The sequence below is a fragment of the Paraburkholderia sp. J67 genome, from assembly GCF_905220265.1.
Classification (GTDB): domain Bacteria; phylum Pseudomonadota; class Gammaproteobacteria; order Burkholderiales; family Burkholderiaceae; genus Paraburkholderia.
On sequence record NZ_CAJMZK010000006.1, the window covers coordinates 194,449 to 209,717 of the forward strand.

The 15,269-nt window shown below is 65.3% G+C and carries 14 protein-coding genes; 7 read left to right on the top strand and 7 right to left on the bottom strand.

Annotated elements, in window-relative coordinates:
• Nucleotides 1-41: 41 nt before the first annotated feature.
• The 3 genes from U5782_RS14300 (at nt 42) to U5782_RS14310 (ending at nt 2,396) form a co-directional block, all read left to right on the top strand.
• Entirely contained in the window at nt 42-569 is a 528-nt protein-coding gene (locus U5782_RS14300) for a GbsR/MarR family transcriptional regulator (protein ID WP_322044482.1), read from the top strand.
• Between the two features lie 106 nt (nt 570-675).
• A complete protein-coding gene (locus U5782_RS14305; RefSeq protein WP_322044483.1) occupies nt 676-1,929 on the top strand; it encodes an SDR family oxidoreductase in 1,254 nt (417 codons plus the stop codon).
• Entirely contained in the window at nt 1,926-2,396 is a 471-nt protein-coding gene (locus U5782_RS14310) for a DUF2269 domain-containing protein (RefSeq protein ID WP_322044484.1), read from the top strand. The genes U5782_RS14305 and U5782_RS14310 overlap by 4 nt, the downstream gene beginning before the upstream one ends.
• 22 nt (nt 2,397-2,418) lie before the next feature.
• On the opposite strand, the gene U5782_RS14315 is transcribed toward U5782_RS14310, so the two are convergent.
• The 5 genes from U5782_RS14315 to U5782_RS14335 are packed head-to-tail and all read right to left on the bottom strand — an operon-like array spanning nt 2,419 to nt 8,902.
• Nucleotides 2,419-3,255, bottom strand: a complete 837-nt coding sequence (locus U5782_RS14315; RefSeq protein ID WP_415914319.1) for an ATP-binding cassette domain-containing protein — start codon at nt 3,253-3,255, stop codon at nt 2,419-2,421.
• 19 nt (nt 3,256-3,274) lie between these two features.
• Nucleotides 3,275-4,411, bottom strand: a complete 1,137-nt coding sequence (locus U5782_RS14320) for an iron ABC transporter permease (protein WP_322044485.1) — start codon at nt 4,409-4,411, stop codon at nt 3,275-3,277.
• Between the two features lie 29 nt (nt 4,412-4,440).
• Nucleotides 4,441-5,361, bottom strand: coding sequence for a helical backbone metal receptor (locus U5782_RS14325; protein ID WP_322044486.1), 921 nt, complete (start codon nt 5,359-5,361; stop codon nt 4,441-4,443).
• On the bottom strand, nt 5,358-6,464 hold the full coding sequence (locus U5782_RS14330) for a hemin-degrading factor (RefSeq protein ID WP_322044487.1): 1,107 nt from the start codon (nt 6,462-6,464) through the stop codon (nt 5,358-5,360). The genes U5782_RS14325 and U5782_RS14330 overlap by 4 nt, the downstream gene beginning before the upstream one ends.
• Nucleotides 6,465-6,505: 41 nt before the next feature.
• Nucleotides 6,506-8,902, bottom strand: coding sequence for a TonB-dependent hemoglobin/transferrin/lactoferrin family receptor (locus U5782_RS14335; RefSeq protein WP_322044488.1), 2,397 nt, complete (start codon nt 8,900-8,902; stop codon nt 6,506-6,508).
• A 390-nt stretch (nt 8,903-9,292) separates the two neighbouring features.
• On the opposite strand from U5782_RS14335, the gene U5782_RS14340 reads away from it, so the two are divergent.
• Both U5782_RS14340 and U5782_RS14345 read left to right on the top strand, forming a co-directional pair.
• The gene (locus U5782_RS14340) at nt 9,293-9,907 is read left to right on the top strand and encodes a TetR/AcrR family transcriptional regulator (protein ID WP_322044489.1); all 615 of its coding nucleotides are present in this window, start codon (nt 9,293-9,295) and stop codon (nt 9,905-9,907) included.
• A 312-nt stretch (nt 9,908-10,219) separates the two neighbouring features.
• Nucleotides 10,220-11,095: a lipid A biosynthesis lauroyl acyltransferase gene (locus U5782_RS14345; protein ID WP_322044490.1), complete on the top strand. Its 876-nt coding sequence runs from the start codon at nt 10,220-10,222 to the stop codon at nt 11,093-11,095.
• Here U5782_RS14345 and U5782_RS14350 read toward each other — a convergent pair.
• Entirely contained in the window at nt 11,058-12,266 is a 1,209-nt protein-coding gene (locus U5782_RS14350; RefSeq protein WP_322044491.1) for an MFS transporter, read from the bottom strand. The genes U5782_RS14345 and U5782_RS14350 overlap by 38 nt on opposite strands.
• Before the next feature lie 97 nt (nt 12,267-12,363).
• Here U5782_RS14350 and U5782_RS14355 point away from each other — a divergent pair, with 97 nt between their 5' ends.
• Nucleotides 12,364-13,269 carry a LysR substrate-binding domain-containing protein gene (locus U5782_RS14355; protein WP_322044492.1) on the top strand — a complete coding sequence of 302 codons (906 nt, stop codon included), beginning with the start codon at nt 12,364-12,366 and terminating at the stop codon, nt 13,267-13,269.
• A gap of 15 nt (nt 13,270-13,284) precedes the next feature.
• Nucleotides 13,285-14,127: a helix-turn-helix transcriptional regulator gene (locus U5782_RS14360; protein WP_322044493.1), complete on the top strand. Its 843-nt coding sequence runs from the start codon at nt 13,285-13,287 to the stop codon at nt 14,125-14,127.
• A gap of 25 nt (nt 14,128-14,152) precedes the next feature.
• Here the strand turns inward: U5782_RS14360 and U5782_RS14365 are convergent, their stop codons facing one another.
• A complete protein-coding gene (locus tag U5782_RS14365) occupies nt 14,153-15,181 on the bottom strand; it encodes a helix-turn-helix domain-containing protein (protein WP_322044494.1) in 1,029 nt (342 codons plus the stop codon).
• Between the last annotated feature and the right edge of the window lie 88 nt (nt 15,182-15,269).

The window sequence follows — 15,269 nt, forward strand, 5'->3', positions numbered from 1 at the left end:
CTGTCTTGACAGAAATAACTGAAGTTTATAGAGTCGAGCCCATGGAACTCACACCGACCGCCGAAAAATTCATCCTGCATTGGGGCGAGATGGGCTCGCGCTGGGGCGTCAATCGCACCGTGGCGCAGATTCACGCTTTGCTCTATCTGCTGGGCCGTCCCGTCGCCGCCGACGAAATCGCCGAGGCGCTGGGCGTCGCACGCTCGAACGTCAGCAACAGCCTGAAGGAGTTGCAGGCGTGGCGACTCGCGAAGGTGGTGCACGTAATGGGCGACCGGCGCGACCACTTCGAGACCTCCACGGATATCTGGGAATTGTTCAAGCTGATCGTCGAAGGCCGCCGCCAGCGCGAAATCGACCCGACGCTCACGATGCTGCTCGATACCCTGGCAAGTCCCGAGATCGGCAACGAGAGCCGCGAAACGGAGCAGCGCATTCGCGACACGCTACAGTTCCTCGAAACCCTGACGACCTGGTCCGACGAAATGCTGCGACTGAAGCCGGAAACGCTCATGAAGACGCTCGGCATGGGCGCGAAGATCAGCAAGGTAGTCAGGCGCAAGTCTTGAGATGGCCGATGCAGGCTCGCGGGCCTGCATTTTTTTGACCTGTTATTTCTGTCTATACAGAAATAACAGTAATTTTAGCAATAACAAGCACGACGGAGATTCTTGAATGAACATCCTCGTTTGCGGGGCGCAAGGTTTCATCGGCGGTACGGTGTGCGCGTGGCTCGAACGTCGCGGCCATCGCGTCGTGAAAGGCGTGCGGCACGCCACCCAGGCCGACGAACGCCAGATAGATTTCGCGGCCGATCTCGATCCATCAACGTTGCACACGCAACTTCATGGCATCGACGCCGTCGTCAACGCGGTCGGCATTTTGCTGGAGCGTGGCGAGCAAACCTTCGACGCCGTTCATACGCGCGGACCGATCGCACTGTTCGAAGCGTGCCGACTGGCTGGCGTGAAGCGCGTCGTGCAGATATCGGCACTGGGCGTGGAAGCTGGGGAAACGCGTTATTTCACGAGCAAGCTCGCAGCTGAGCGTCATCTGCAAAGCCTGCCGCTAGACTGGCAGATCGTGCGGCCCGCGCTGGTCTATGGTTCGGACGGGGCATCGGCGGGCTTCTTTCGTGCGCTCGCGAGTGTGCCGGTTCACGTGCTTCCTGCGGGCGGCCATCAGTTGCTGCGACTCGTCCACGCCGACGACCTGGCCGAGGTCATCGCAAACCTGCTCGATGCAGACGCGCCGGCGCGTCAGACGCTCGATATCGTCGGCGCGGAGGAAGTCGAGTATCGCGACATGCTGGCGATCTACCGTGAGGCGCTCGGATTCGCACCGGCGCCGCGTATCGGCTTGCCAGCGGCGCTGATCGGCGCGGCCGCCGCCCTGCTCGATCGCGTACCTGGATCGATGCTCACGTGCGATACGTGGCGCATGCTTCAGGCCGGCAGCACCGCCGATGTCGCGGCTACGGCAAAGGTCCTGGGACGCCTGCCGCGCAGCCTGCGCGAGTTCATAGCGCAAGATGCCGCGCCGCTGCGCCTCGCGGCGCTGGCAAGCTGGCGCGCTTACGCATTGCGTTTCGCACTGGCAGTGACATGGATCGTGAGCGCAGTCGTCAGTGCCTGGATTCATCCGCTCTCGCAAAGCCTCGCGTTGCTGGAGCGCGTTCATCTGCACGGCGTGGCCGCGTTGGCCACGCTTTATCTCGCCTCCGCGCTCGATCTGACGTTCGGCATGGCCACGATCTTCTGGCCAGGTCGACGGTTGTGGCTCGCGCAGATTGCACTGATCGTTGCGTACTCCACCATCATCGCCGTCGCCATTCCCGAGTTGCTAGGCGACCCGTTCGGCGCGGTCCTGAAGAACCTGCCGATATTGACCATCCTCTTCATCCTCATCAGCGATGAGCCGCGGCCATGAACCTCTACCTCACCATCAAGACCTTGCATATCCTGTCGTCCGTGCTGCTCGTCGGCACGGGATTCGGAACCGCGTTCTATCTTTTCTTCGCCAATCGCACGCGCTCGGTGCCCGTGATCGCCGCCGTAGCGCGCCTCGTCGTGCGCGCCGACTGGTGGTTCACCACGCCCGCCGTGCTGTTTCAGCCCGCCAGCGGCCTCTGGCTCGCACACGCCGCGGGCTGGCCGTGGAGAAGCCCGTGGCTCGTCGCGGCGCTCGCGCTGTATCTGCTTGCCGGTGCGTGCTGGCTGCCTGTGGTGTGGCTGCAACTGCGGCTCGCCGAATTGGCCAACGCCGCGCATGAGGCGCGCGCGGCGACGCTCCCGGCCCGCTACTGGCAATACGCGAAGCTGTGGGAAAGACTCGGCTATCCAGCCTTCATCGCGATGTTGCTGGTCTACTTCCTGATGGTGTTCAAGCCGAGTTGAAGCAGGCGTTGAAGCGCGAGCATCACGCCGGAAAGATGCTCGCCACCGCATCTTCATCAACGCCGGCAATCTGCATCGGTGCGCCATAGCAACGCTCTAGCAGATCGGTGCGCATCACTTCGCGCGGCGGCCCGTCGGCGATCACGCGGCCCTCGCCAATCAGCACGAGACGATCCGCGTGACGCGCCGCGAGATTGCAGTCGTGCGCAATCGCCAGCGCGCCGATATTCCATGCCCGCGTGAGTCGCCGCGCCGTCGCAAAGAGCCGGTGCTGCTGCACCAGATCGAGCGCCGCCGTCGGCTCGTCCATCAGCAGATATCGCGGCGGCAAGCGGTGGCTGTCGAGCGTCCACAATTGCGCGAGCGCGCGGGCGAACTGCACGCGCGCGAATTCGCCGCCCGAGAGCGTGGTGATGTCGCGCTGCGCGAGCGGGGCCACGCCTGCGAGCGCGAGCATGTCCTGCACCAGTACATCGACGGAAAACGGCATCGCCGCGCCGTCGAGGTGCGCATAGCGGCCCAGTTGCACGACCTCGTTCACGGGTACGGCAAAGGTGTTGGGCACGCTTTGCGCGAGCACCGCGCGCAGTTGCGCGAGACGCTGCGGCGCGATGCGGCGCGCGTCCTCGCCATTGAGCGTGAGTTTGCCGCTGCTCGTCCGGTCCGGAAAGCCGTGCAGCGTGAAGTCGCCCGCTAGCGCCTTGAGCAGCGTGCTTTTACCAACGCCGTTCTGGCCCAGCACGACCACGAATTCGCCGGGCGCAACGCTCAACGAAAAATCGTCGAACAGCGCCCTTCCCCGGTAGCCGATGCGCAGATTCTCAATCGAAAGCATGAAGTGTTTTTTGTCTGTATTCATGGTTCGTGCCGAAGCCCGATCACGCGCCGAAGTGCCGTCGGCTGCGCAAGATCAGCACGATAAAGAACGGCGCTCCCAGCAGTGCGGTGAGCACACCTAATGGAATCTCGGCGGGCGCGACCAGTGTACGCGCGACGAGATCGGCGGCCACCGTCAGCAAGGCGCCCAGCAGCATCGAGCCCGGCAGCACCACGCGCTGATCGGGTCCGCACGAGAGCCGGATGCAATGCGGCGCGACCAGCCCGATAAAGCCGATCTGCCCAGTGCTCGACACCAGCGCGCCCACGGCCAGCGCCGTTGCCAGCAGGATCGCGTGCTTGACGCGACGTACGGGCACGCCAAGGTAATGCGCTTCGAGTTCACCGAGTTGCATCGCATTGAGCGCGCGCGTGTGCGCCGCGATCGTCAGGACGCCTACGATCACGAACGGGGCAATCGCACAGAGCGTCGACCACTTCGCATCGGCGAGACTGCCCAGACTCCAGAATGTGAGCGAGCGCAGTTGCGCGTCGGTCGCAACGTAGGACAGCGTGCCGATCACCGCGCCCGCGAGCGCGTTGGCGGCTACGCCCGCCAGCAGCAGGATGGGCAGCACCACGCGGCCATTGGACGAAGAAATCCGGTACACGCCCAGCGTCACGCCCAGCGCACCCACGAACGCGGCGACGGCCGTGAGTTGCCCCGAGCCGGGCGCCATCCCCCCTGCAAACACAGCGGGCCAATAAGCAGCCAGATGCGGCAACAGCACCGAACCGAACACGATCAAGAGCGATGCGCCCAGCGCCGCGCCGCTCGATACGCCGATCAGCCCCGGGTCCGCGAGCGGATTGCGCAGCAGCGCCTGCAACGCGCTGCCCGCCGCGCCGAAGCCCGCGCCCACCAGCAGCGCCAGCGCCACGCGCGGCACGCGCAATTCGAGCAGCACGAGCGCGGAGCGATCGGCTTGCGCACCCGCATGCAGGTCGCCCGCCAGCAGCGCCTGCCAGAGCGCGGCGGGTGAAACCGGATAAGCGCCCATGCACACGCCTGCGAGGATCGCGAGCGCGAGCAACACGCCAAGCGCCGCGAATACGAATGGCACGCGCGAGCGTGGCGTGCGCACGGAAGGAGGCGCAGCCAGCGAGGGCTGCGCGAGTCGAAGAGTCTGCCTGGTCATGATGAAACGCCGAGCGCGCGTCCTTTGCGTCACGCTTGCGCGAGACTGCGGTTGAGCGCGCTCACGGCTTCGGGCAAGCGCGGGCCGAAGCCGAGCAGGAACAGTGCGTCGAGCGCGACCACGCGCGTGGCGCGGCCAGCGGGCGTGAGCGAGAAACCTGCCGAATCGAGCAGTTGGCGTTTGCTGCCGGCGGCCTTGAGCGCGTCGTCGGTGGTCAGCACGATGTCGGGTTGCGCGGCGACGAGCGCTTCCGGCGTGAGCGCGCGATAGCCCGAGAAGCCCTGCATCGCATTGCGTGCGCCGGCGTAGGCGAGCATGGCGTCGGCGGCCGTGTGCTGCCCCGCCACCATCGCCTGGTTGCCCGCCGGGCTCATCAGGAACAGCACGCGCGGCGATGCCTGCTTCTGCGCATCCTTCTGTGCCTGCACCACGCTCGCCGTCGTCTCGGCCCACGCACGGTCGAAACGGGCGAGCTGCGCCTGACCCGCGTTATCGGCGTCCAGTGCGCGCGCCACGCCTACGATCTTCTCGCGCACCGAGGCCACATCATGTGTCTCGCCAAAAGTCGCGACCTTGACGCCCGCATCGGCCACGCGTTGCAGAACCGATGGCGGCCCGGCCTCGGCGGAGGCGAGGATCAAAGTCGGCTGCAGCGACAGCAGGCCTTCGGCGGACAGCGCGCGCTGGTAGCCCACCTTCGGCAGCGCCTGCGCTTGCGGCGGCCAGGTACAGGTCGTATCGGCGCCGACGAGCGTGTCCGCGCGGCCGAGCGCATAGACGATCTCCCCGAGCGCCCCGCCGATCACGACCACGCGCGATGTGTCCGCCTTGAGGGGTGCCGAAGCCGCCCCCGCACGCGCCGTCACGCCCGCGCCCGTGACCGCGAGCAACAGACCGCCCGTGCCGATCAGCAGCCTGCGGCGCCGGAAATCGAAACGATCGTCGCTCATGCCGTGGCTCCCTCGGTGGTGGCCGGGACGCGCGCGAGCCGTTGCACGGCTGCGCGCCAGTCTTCGCGCTCCGCCTGGCCCGGTTTGCGCGCGCCGAACAGCATCGTGATGTTCTCGCCCGCCGCATCGAACAGTTCGACCGAGGTGACGATGCCATCGCTGGTCGGCTTGCGCACGACCCATGCGTGCGCAACCAGATTGGCGCGCAGATGCAGGTTGAAATCCGCGTCGAGCACGTTGAGCCACGGCCCCATCGTGCGGATCGTCTGCACCGGACCCGTGTGAATCTGGATCATGCCCGGATTGCCGACGAACACCATGATGGGCAGTTGCGTGCTCGCGGCGTCGTTCAGCAAGGCCTCGATGGCGTCGAGTGCGATGGGCTCGGCATACGCGGGATCGGCCAGACGCAGCGCCTGCAAACGGCCCACGCCGAATTTACGCAGGATATCGAAGAATTCGTGCGTGTCCTTCATGGCGGCCCACGCCGCGCGAAAACCCTGCACGTCGATCTGCACGTCGTCGCGTTGCGGTGCGCGCGGCTGGGCGCGCTCCACGCTCAGTCCGGGCTGCTGCGACGGCGCGGCATGACGCTCGACCAGCGTGTCGAAGGCGACGTGATCGCTGGCATCGCGCAGATAGACCTTGGTCACCGCCACGCCTTGCGCGTCGAAGAATTGCAGGCTCTCGCGCACACCGTCGTCGTAGACTTCGCGCACGGCGAACGCCGACGCCCACTTCGCGTAGAAGATGCGCAGGTCGATCGCACGGCCCACGGTCAGGCCCACCGGACCGGTGCGGCTCATCTTGCCGAAGGTGCCGATCTTCTCGTGCACGACGGCGTCGTTGCGCGTGAGGACCATCACTTCGCCAAGCAGCGGCATCGACTCGAACAGCGTGGCGAACTCATCGGCCGATTGCGCGTCGAGCCGCACGACATGCTCGCCCACGAACGCCGCCAGCGCCTCGCCCTCGCTCACGCCCAGCTCCGCCGCCGCTTCGCGATGGCGCAGCTTGCGGGTCGTGCGCAGTTCGGTGAAGGCCTCGCGCAGCAGCGCAAGCGAGGCCGGATTCACAGGAAGTTGATGGGAGGTTTGCGTCATGTTGGTCCTGCCTTGTTACGTTGAATAAGGGAATGCGTGCGTCAGAAGTCGATCTTCATGCCCACGTTGAAATTGCGGCCCGGCGCGGTGAACGAGTCGATCTTCGCGGCGCTGTCGCTGTCCGAAAGACCGCGCACGTCGTTCCAGATCCAGTATTTGCGGTCGAACACGTTGTCGATGCCCGCCGTCACGCTCACGTGACGCGTGATGTTGTAGCCCGCGTGCAGGTCGAGGATCGTGTACGAGGGCGTCGAGTAATACGTCGACGTGGACATCTGCGACTTGTTCTTGCGCGAGTTGTAAGTGAGGTCGGCGCTGGCGAACCAGCGTTCGGTGGGCGCGTATTTCACGCCGAGCACGACCGCGAGCGGCGGCACCGTGTCGAGGCCCGAGGTCACGCCGTCCTTGGTTTCCGTACCGTGAATCCACGCGAAGCCGCCCTTCACTTCGAGGCTGTCGTTCACGTACCAGTCGGCCTTGCCTTCGAGGCCCTGAATCGAGGCCTTCGAATAGTTCACGTACTGCACGGTGTACGGATTGGTCGACGACGTCACGCTGCCGCCAATCACCTTCGTGTCGATGAAGTTGCTGTAGCGGCCCGCGAAAGCAGCAGCGCTGTAATTCACCTGACCGTGACCAACGCCGAGCTTGCCGCGCAGACCCAGTTCGATCGAGTTGCTGGTTTCCGGCTTCAGGTTGGGATTGCCGACCTGCTGGTAATACAGGCCATACGAGCCTGCCGGGTTATAGAAGCTGTTGACCTGGTAGGCGGACGGCGCGCGAAAACCGTGTGCGTACTGCACGTACGGCACGAATGCGGGCGACACTTCGTAAAGCACCGCGAAGCGCGGGGAAATGGCGTTGCCCGTGGAGCTGGTGGTGGGCTTGGTCGAAGCCGCGGACGCCGACTCGTAGGTCGCATCCGGATGCGGCGTCATGTCGTACCAGTCGAAGCGCACGCCCGGCACGAGACTCAGCTTGTTCCAGCGGATTTCGTCCTGCACGAAGGCGCCGAAGCTGGTCTGCGTGGTCTTCGGGAACGCTTCGGGGTAGCCGTCGGTGCTGCTCGTCCATTCCGAGCCCGCCGAGCTCGACGTGCTGTAGTGCGAGACGCTCGCATCGAAACCGTAGGTCAGCTTGTGCTGGAACGGCCCAGTCGAGAACGCACTATCGGCCACGACGCTGCCGCCGAGGATGTTGTCGCCATAGTCGTTGATGCGCGAGCGCGACGACGTCGCACCACTCGCATTGACGCCGCCAATATCGAGCGTCTGTCGCGTGGAGGCATTGCGGTAGTAGAGCGCGGCATGCAACTGCTGGAAATACGGGTTCGTCGCATCACGGTGATCGTAGTCGAGCTGGACACGGTTGCTGTTCACCTCGTTGCCGGTGACATAGCGATTAGCCGTGTAACCGCTCCACGTATAGGCGCCGCCAAGCTGCGAGAGACCATCGCTTGAATTCGCATTACTAAGTGTTTCAGCAGTGATTTTCAGCGTGTCTTGCGGCGTCAATTTGAAAACGAGCTTGCCGAGCGCGCTGCGGTTGTTGTACGTGAGCGGGTCTGCTTCCGAGCGCGTCGCGCCCAGCGTGTTGCTGTCGCCCTTGTTGTCGGTCTCGTGGCCGTGGCGTCCCGAGAGCGCGATCATGCCCTGCACCACGTCCCCGCCGAACGCGGCAGTGGCCGTCGACCCCCAGCTACGGTCGGTCGAATCGTAGCCGGCCTTCAGCGAGAAGTAGGTCGGTTTGTTGTAGATCGACAGCAGATCGGCGGGGTCCTTGGTCACGAAGTTGACTGCGCCCGTGAGACCGTCGCTGCCGTACAGCGCCGAGGTCGGGCCGCGCAAGACTTCGATGCGCTGATAAAGATCGGTGTTCAGATAATCCGCGCGCCCAGCCGAGCCCGAACCGAATGCATACGACTGCGGCAGCGGCACGCCGTCTTCGAGCAGCAGGACCTGGTTGCCTTCGAGGCCGCGAATATTGATGCCCTCGTTGCCCGCACGCCCCGACGAGCCTGTGATGCCCGACGGACGATAGGCCGAGTGGCGCACTTCGACGCCCGGCTCGTACTTGAGCGCGTCCTTGACGTCCTTAGCGTTGTTCTCGTCGATATCGTCGCTCGTGATAACCGAGACCGTGGCGGCCGTGCGGTTCGGGTCCGTGCTGCCGCCGCGCGTGGCCGTGACCGTGACGGCCTCGAGCGCCTGCTCGCGGCGCTGGGCGTCGGCGCGCAGCGGTTTGGTGGTCGTTGCGTCCGCTTCGTTCGCCTGGCGTGTGGTGTTGGCGTCGGTGGTGTTCTCGCGCGCGTCGGCGGTCTGGGCCACCGTGGCGCTCGCGGCCGGTTGAGCGGCGAATGTGTGGCCGGCGTATAGCGCGCAGGCTTCGGCGATCAGCGCCGGCAGCACGCGCCGCACCAGTCTTTGCTTGAGATACATGAATCTTCCCCGTTGTCAGAATCCAGGCTTTTCGTTTGCTTACGAATCGAAAGCGGGCTCGATCTTAGCCTGGATGCAAACAATTCTCATTTACTTTTTAACAGATTCAAGGTTTCGGGGATGGGAAAGCGACTGGCACGTGCGAAGCGCGAGGAGCGGCCAGCACGACATAAACGCTTTTCTTTCAGCGACTTGGAAGCCACTTCAGCCGTTGTCGAAAACGCGATCTACAGACACCGGCGTAGGTATCTTTCGTCGTCAGCTGGCATGCGGAAACCCTTATATGCGTCATGGTTATCTGGCGCCAATTGACCCAAAATGTCCGCTTTTGGACCGGATTGCGTGCCTTTGGGGCATCGCAGCGGCCGGGCAAACCAGTAAAATTCCGTCATGGATTCGACCGCCACCCCGCAACGCCTGACCGACCGCAAACGCGCCGCCATCCTCGAAGCCGCCATTGAGGAATTTCTCGCCGCCGGTTACGACGCGACCAGCATGGACCGCATCGCCGCGCGCGCGAGTGCGTCCAAGCGCACCGTGTACAACCACTTCCCCAGCAAGGAGACGCTGTTCGCGGCCATCCTCATGCGCCTCTGGGATGCGAGTCAGACCGGTGCGCCGCCGGCCTACCGCGCTTCCGAGCCGTTGCGCCCGCAACTGCTTGCGCTGCTCGCGCGCAAGCTGCGCCTGATGGCCGACGAATCGTTTCTGGCCCTCGCGCGCGTAGCGATCGCGGCGGGCATCCATTCGCCCGAACGCGCGCGCGACATGGTCACGCGGCTTGGCGAGCGGGAAGAAGACGTGACGGTGTGGATTCGCGCGGCCGCCGCCGACGGGCGACTGCGCACGGACGATCCGCTGTTCGCGGCGCAGGAGTTGCAGGGCGTGGTAAAGGGCTTCGCGTTCTGGCCGCAGGTGACGATGGGCCAGCCGCCGCTAAGCGAGGCCGAGCAGATGCGTGTCGCCGAGGCCGCCGCCGATATGTTTCTTGCGCGCTATGCGTAGCGCCTGGGAAACCGCGTTACAGAGGCGAGGCGAATTGAGGGGCGTGTCAGTCCGTCACGTCCGTCAGTATGCGATTGGCTTTAAGACTGCCCGCCTCTGAACGTAGCGGCTGCGCAAAGTTTTGCGCTCGAAGTCAGCGCGAGAATAACCGGAATCGCGTCTCGATCGCTCATCGGCTCACGCACGATCAACGGCCTGCTCCCTGGGTTTTCCAAGACTGCTACATCGTCCTGGTAGTTATCCTGACGAACGTCTTTTGTCGCCGGGTCAGCGCGTCAGGTAGGATGGCGGGCCGCCAAACAGGAGCCGGTCTTGGGACAATTCGGTCATTTGCTGATCATCGCACTACTACGCACGCTCGCGATACTGCCGTACGCCTGGGTCGCGCGGCTCGGCAGCGCGCTCGGCGCAGCCCTCTACGCGCTGCCTGGCCGGCGCAAACACATCGTCCTTGTGAACCTGCGCCTCTGTTTTCCTGACAGATCGGAACGTGAGCGCGATGAGCTCGGGCGGGAGCATTTCCGGCATGTCGTGCGCAGCTATCTCGAACGCGGCGTTCAATGGTTTGGTAGCGCGGAAAGGATCCGTAAGCTTGTGCAGATCGAAAGCGCCATCGATCTCGAAGACCCCAATGCTCCGCCCACGATTTTCATGGGCTTTCATTTCGTGGGCGTCGAGGTCGGGTGCCTGGCTTACTCACAGAATATGCCCGCCGCTTCCTTGTACACGCACATGTCGAATAAGCGCCTTTGCGCTCTCGCCAAACGTCAGCGCGGCCGGTTCGGTGCGGAAATGATCGAACGGTCGACGAGCGCCAGAAAAATCGTGCGCCTGCTCCAGGAGGGCAAGCCGGTCATGCTGGCGGCGGACATGGACCACGGCATCGGCAACTCGGTTTTCGTGCCGTTTTTTGGCGTCCCCGCCTGCACGCTGACGTCGGTTTCGCGACTGGCGAAAATGGGCCATGCGCGCGTTGTGCCGTTCGTCACCGAAGTCCTCCCGGATTTCAAAGGCTATAAGCTGCATGTTTTTGCGCCGCTTGGCCATTTCCCATCGGATTGCGATGAGACCGACGCCCGCAGCATGAATGCGTTTCTCGAGAGCCAGATACTGAAAATCCCCGCTCAGTATTATTGGGTGCATCGACGCTTCAAACATCGTCCAGAAGGCATGCCTTCGGTGTATTGATTGGGCGCGCGCGCCTGGCATTCTCGCGCCAAAACCACCAGGCAAGCCCGCCCGCCATCAGTTGCGCGCCCATCACGAACGCCACGCAGCCGCTCCAACCCCACTGCCGCCACGCCGGCACCGGCAACACCGATCCAAGGCTGCCACCCAGGTAATAGAACGAAAGATAGAGCCCGATAGCCGTGGCCCGCGCCGCGCCCGCCGTCTGGGAAATAAACGCGTTGGCCGCAGCCTGTTCGACAAAGACCGCGGTGGACCCAAGCGCAAGCCCAACGAGTATCGGCACGAGGCCATGCGCGAGCGTGAGCAGCGCGCCCACCCACGCGAGACACGCCGCCCACATCGCCAGTTCGCGCGGCGCCCGGTAGCGCGCGATACGTCCCGCGAGCGGCGTGACCACCATCGCGAGCAGAAACACCGCATAGATCGAACCGATCTGCGCGGTGCCAAAGCCATAAGGCGGCTGCGCGAGCCGCAGCCCCACGAACGTGAAAGTGGCAACCTGAGACGCCAGCACGCAGGCGCCGAAGCCGAAGGCCGCCAGTAGTTCGGGCCGCATGAACAAGCGCAGACGAGATGGCGCTTCCTGGCGCTCAATACGCGCTTCAGAGCGCGTCTGAATTCCGCCCGGCAACCACGCGTAAATCACGAGGCCAACCACGAGACTCAGCCCCGCCACGACATCCAGTGCATGCCGCCAGCCCAGCGCGGCCACGCACGCATTAGTCACGAAGCGCCCCGCGAAGCCGCCAAGCGTGGTTCCCGCGACGAACAGCGCGCTCACTTCCGCCGTCTCTTCGCGCGAAAAGCACTCGCCGATGAACGACACCGAAATCGCGAAGATGAACGGCATCAGCACGCCCACGGCAAAGCGCGCCGCGAGAAACGAGGCGAAGCCGCCCGCCTGCGCGGCCCACAGCGCGGGCAGCGCGGAGGCCACGGCCGCCCCGGCAATCACAGTGCGCCGCGCGAACGGCGTCGCGAGCGCGCCGACGAATGGCGCGATAATGGCGACGGCCAGCGTGGTGGCGCTCACGCCCTGGCCTGCGCGCTCGGCGCTCACGCCGAAGGCCGCAGCGAGTTCGCGCAGAATGCCTTGCGTGGCATAGAGATTGAGGAAGGCCGCGCAGCCGCACAGAAAGAACGCCGCGCGCAAGGGCTTGCCTGACATGAATGGGTCCGTGAAGATAAACGTCCATCCAGTCTGCCGGGCACGCGCGTGGCCGGCCAATACCGTTTTTGTCGTGATTGATACCGGGACTCACCGCATGCTCGACCTGCGCCGCCTGCGCTACTTCGTGACCGTCGCCGACGAACTGCACTTCGGCCGCGCCGCCGAGCGTCTGCACATCGCCCAGCCGCCGCTCACGCGCCAGATCGCGGCGCTCGAAACGGAGCTGGGCATTCGCCTTCTGGAACGCTCGACGCGCGCGGTCACGCTCACGCCGGAAGGCACCCAATTTCTGGACCATGCGCGCGTCGTGCTCGATGCGGCCATGAGCGCGCAGACCTCGGCACAACGGCTCGCGAGCGGCGCGGCCGGCAGGTTGACGATCGGCTACACGAGTTCGATACCGATGTCGCGCGTGTTCAGCGAGATCGTGCGCGACTTCGGCCGACAGTCGCCGGAAGTGGCCTTGAGCTTTCGCGAGGTGGCGAGTGTCGATCATCATCGGCAGATCGCGGCGGGCGTGCTCGACATTGCGTTTGGCTGGGCGTCAACCGAGGCCGCACCACGCGGGATCGCGCAACAGGTCGTGGCGAGCGAGCCGCTGGTCGCCGCCGTGCCGTCCGGCAGCCCACACGCCGCGCACGAGTCGATCGAATTCGCCGCGCTCGCGCACGAAGCCTTCATCACTTATCCGCCGGGTCAAGGTTCCGCGCTCAATGCGGCGCTCAACCGGCTGTGCGCGCAAACGGGCCTCGCGCCGCGTCTCGGTCCGACCGCCTCGCAGGTGACGACGCTGGTGGCGCTGGTCGCCGCCGAGCGCGGCGTGGCGATCGTGCCCGCCGCCGTCGCTGCGTTGCAGATGTCCGGCGTGCGCTATGTGCCGCTTGCGGGCGCGGCGCCGCTCGAACAGACCCTGCTCTGGCACGCGGACGACGCGTCGCGTTGCGCGCTGCGCTTCGTCGAGTTCGCGCGCGAGACGGCCGCGCGCGCGCAATCGTCGTAAAACCGCGTCATGCCGATGCCCCGCCCGAAATCGAACCCACAGCGCGCGCGCAGCGTGCAGCACCTGCGCCAGCCGCCCTTCATCGACACGCTGCCCGTGCCCGTGTACTTCCGCACCGAGCACATGCCTTCGCATGCGACTTATCCGTCGATGTGTCATCCGTGGGGCGAGTTCGTCTATTCGTTCAGCGGCATCACCGAAGTCACGACACGCGAGGACTACTTTCTCGCGCCACCGCACATGGCGCTGTGGATCGCGCCTGGCACCGAGCACGTGGGCTTCAATCATGCGGAAACCGTGCATTGCTCGGTCTATATCAACCGCGAACTCTGCACGGCGCTGCCCGCGCAGACCTGCGCGATGATGGTGTCGCCGCTGGTGAGGGCGATGCTGGAGCATTTGCGCGCGCTACCGCCCGAGGGTCACGACGGCCGCGAGTCGCCCACGCGTGCGCGCCTGCTGCGCGCGCTGGTCGATCAGTTGAGCACCTGCGCCACGACCGGCAGCTATCTGCCGCACGCGGACGATCCCGATCTGAACGCGGTGCTACAGGTCTTTCACGCCAATCCCGCCGATAACCGCTCGCTCGCCGATCTCGCCACGGCGTTTCACATGAGCGAGCGCACGCTGATACGTCACGCGCAGCGCGATCTGGGTATGTCGCTGACCGAATGGCGTGCGCGCCTGCGGTTGGTGAGCGCGCTACCGCTGCTGCAGGCGGGGCGCAGCGTGGAATCGGTGGCGCTGGATCTGGGTTACGCGACGTCGTCGGCATTCATCGCGATGTTCCGGCGGCTCACGGGTACGAGCCCCGGCAAATTCGTCGCGCAGCCCGCAGGTAATCAGGTGTCCGGATGAATCGACGATGTAAGCGGAAGCCGGATCAGGCGGCGCGCAGCGCTTCCGATGGCCGCATGCCGAACATGCGCCGGTAGTCCGTCGCGAACTGGCTCAGATGCCAGAAGCCCCACGCGGCGGCCACGTCCTGCACGGAACCCGCCGCACGACCGCATAGATCGCGGCGCGCGCCATTCAGGCGCAACGCGCGCAGATAGGTCGCGGGCGCCATGCCCAGCACGTCCTGGAAGCAGTACTGCAAGGTGCGGCGACTCACGTGCAGTTGCTCGCAAAGCTCGGGCACGCCGACCGGACGCGTGCGATGCGCAAGCACGTAGTCGCGCGCCTGACCGACGATCCAGCGGCGTCGCGACGGCTGATCGGCGCCCACGCCTTCGGACGCGCCCGTTGTTTCGTCGTCGCGTGTCGTGCAGGCGTCGAACAGCGCCGCCAGCAATTCGGCCTGCACCTCGTCGCGCTCGTTATCGGAGATAGCGTGGCCGTCCTCCGTCTCGCCCAGGCGCTGCGCGAGCAATGCGCACAGTTGCGCGAGACGCGCCGCGCCCGCGCGCACAACGGCCGCCTGCGGCAGACCGAGGTCGAGCGGCACGCGCTCCACCTGGTCGGCATAGTGGCGCAGCACGTCGCCGCGCACCACCACGCCGTAGATCGAAAACTGCGCGGGCGTGAGCAATTCGAATTCGACGTTGCCGGGCCGCACGGCAATGGCATGCTCACCGAACGGCTGCGAATCGATCCGGGCCTGCTGATCGGGCACGGCCGGAATGCCGAACCAGTAGGCGTCGCCGCGCACCTCGCACGCCTGGCGCAGCGTGTGGCTCGTGGTCTCGCAGAAGATCTTCATGGTGTCGAGCGGGATCTCCGTGAGCGTGCCGACAAAGCGGCCCGCCGCGAGCTGATCGTAGGTCTGACGCCAGCCGACCAGATTGCGCGCCTGCTCGTCGGCGTCATGGGCGACGCTGACGACCGCGCGGCCCGCGGGCACGTCCGCGCCCTGGGCGTTCAGGCGCGTGTCTTCGGCGGTGTGTTCGATGCGCGTGGCCGGTTGATTCATGGGGACTCCTAGCGCTCGGGCTGTGTCGAAACGATCGGCTTACGATGCAAAACTCGCGCCAGACCGATGCGGCAGAATCACGCAGGCG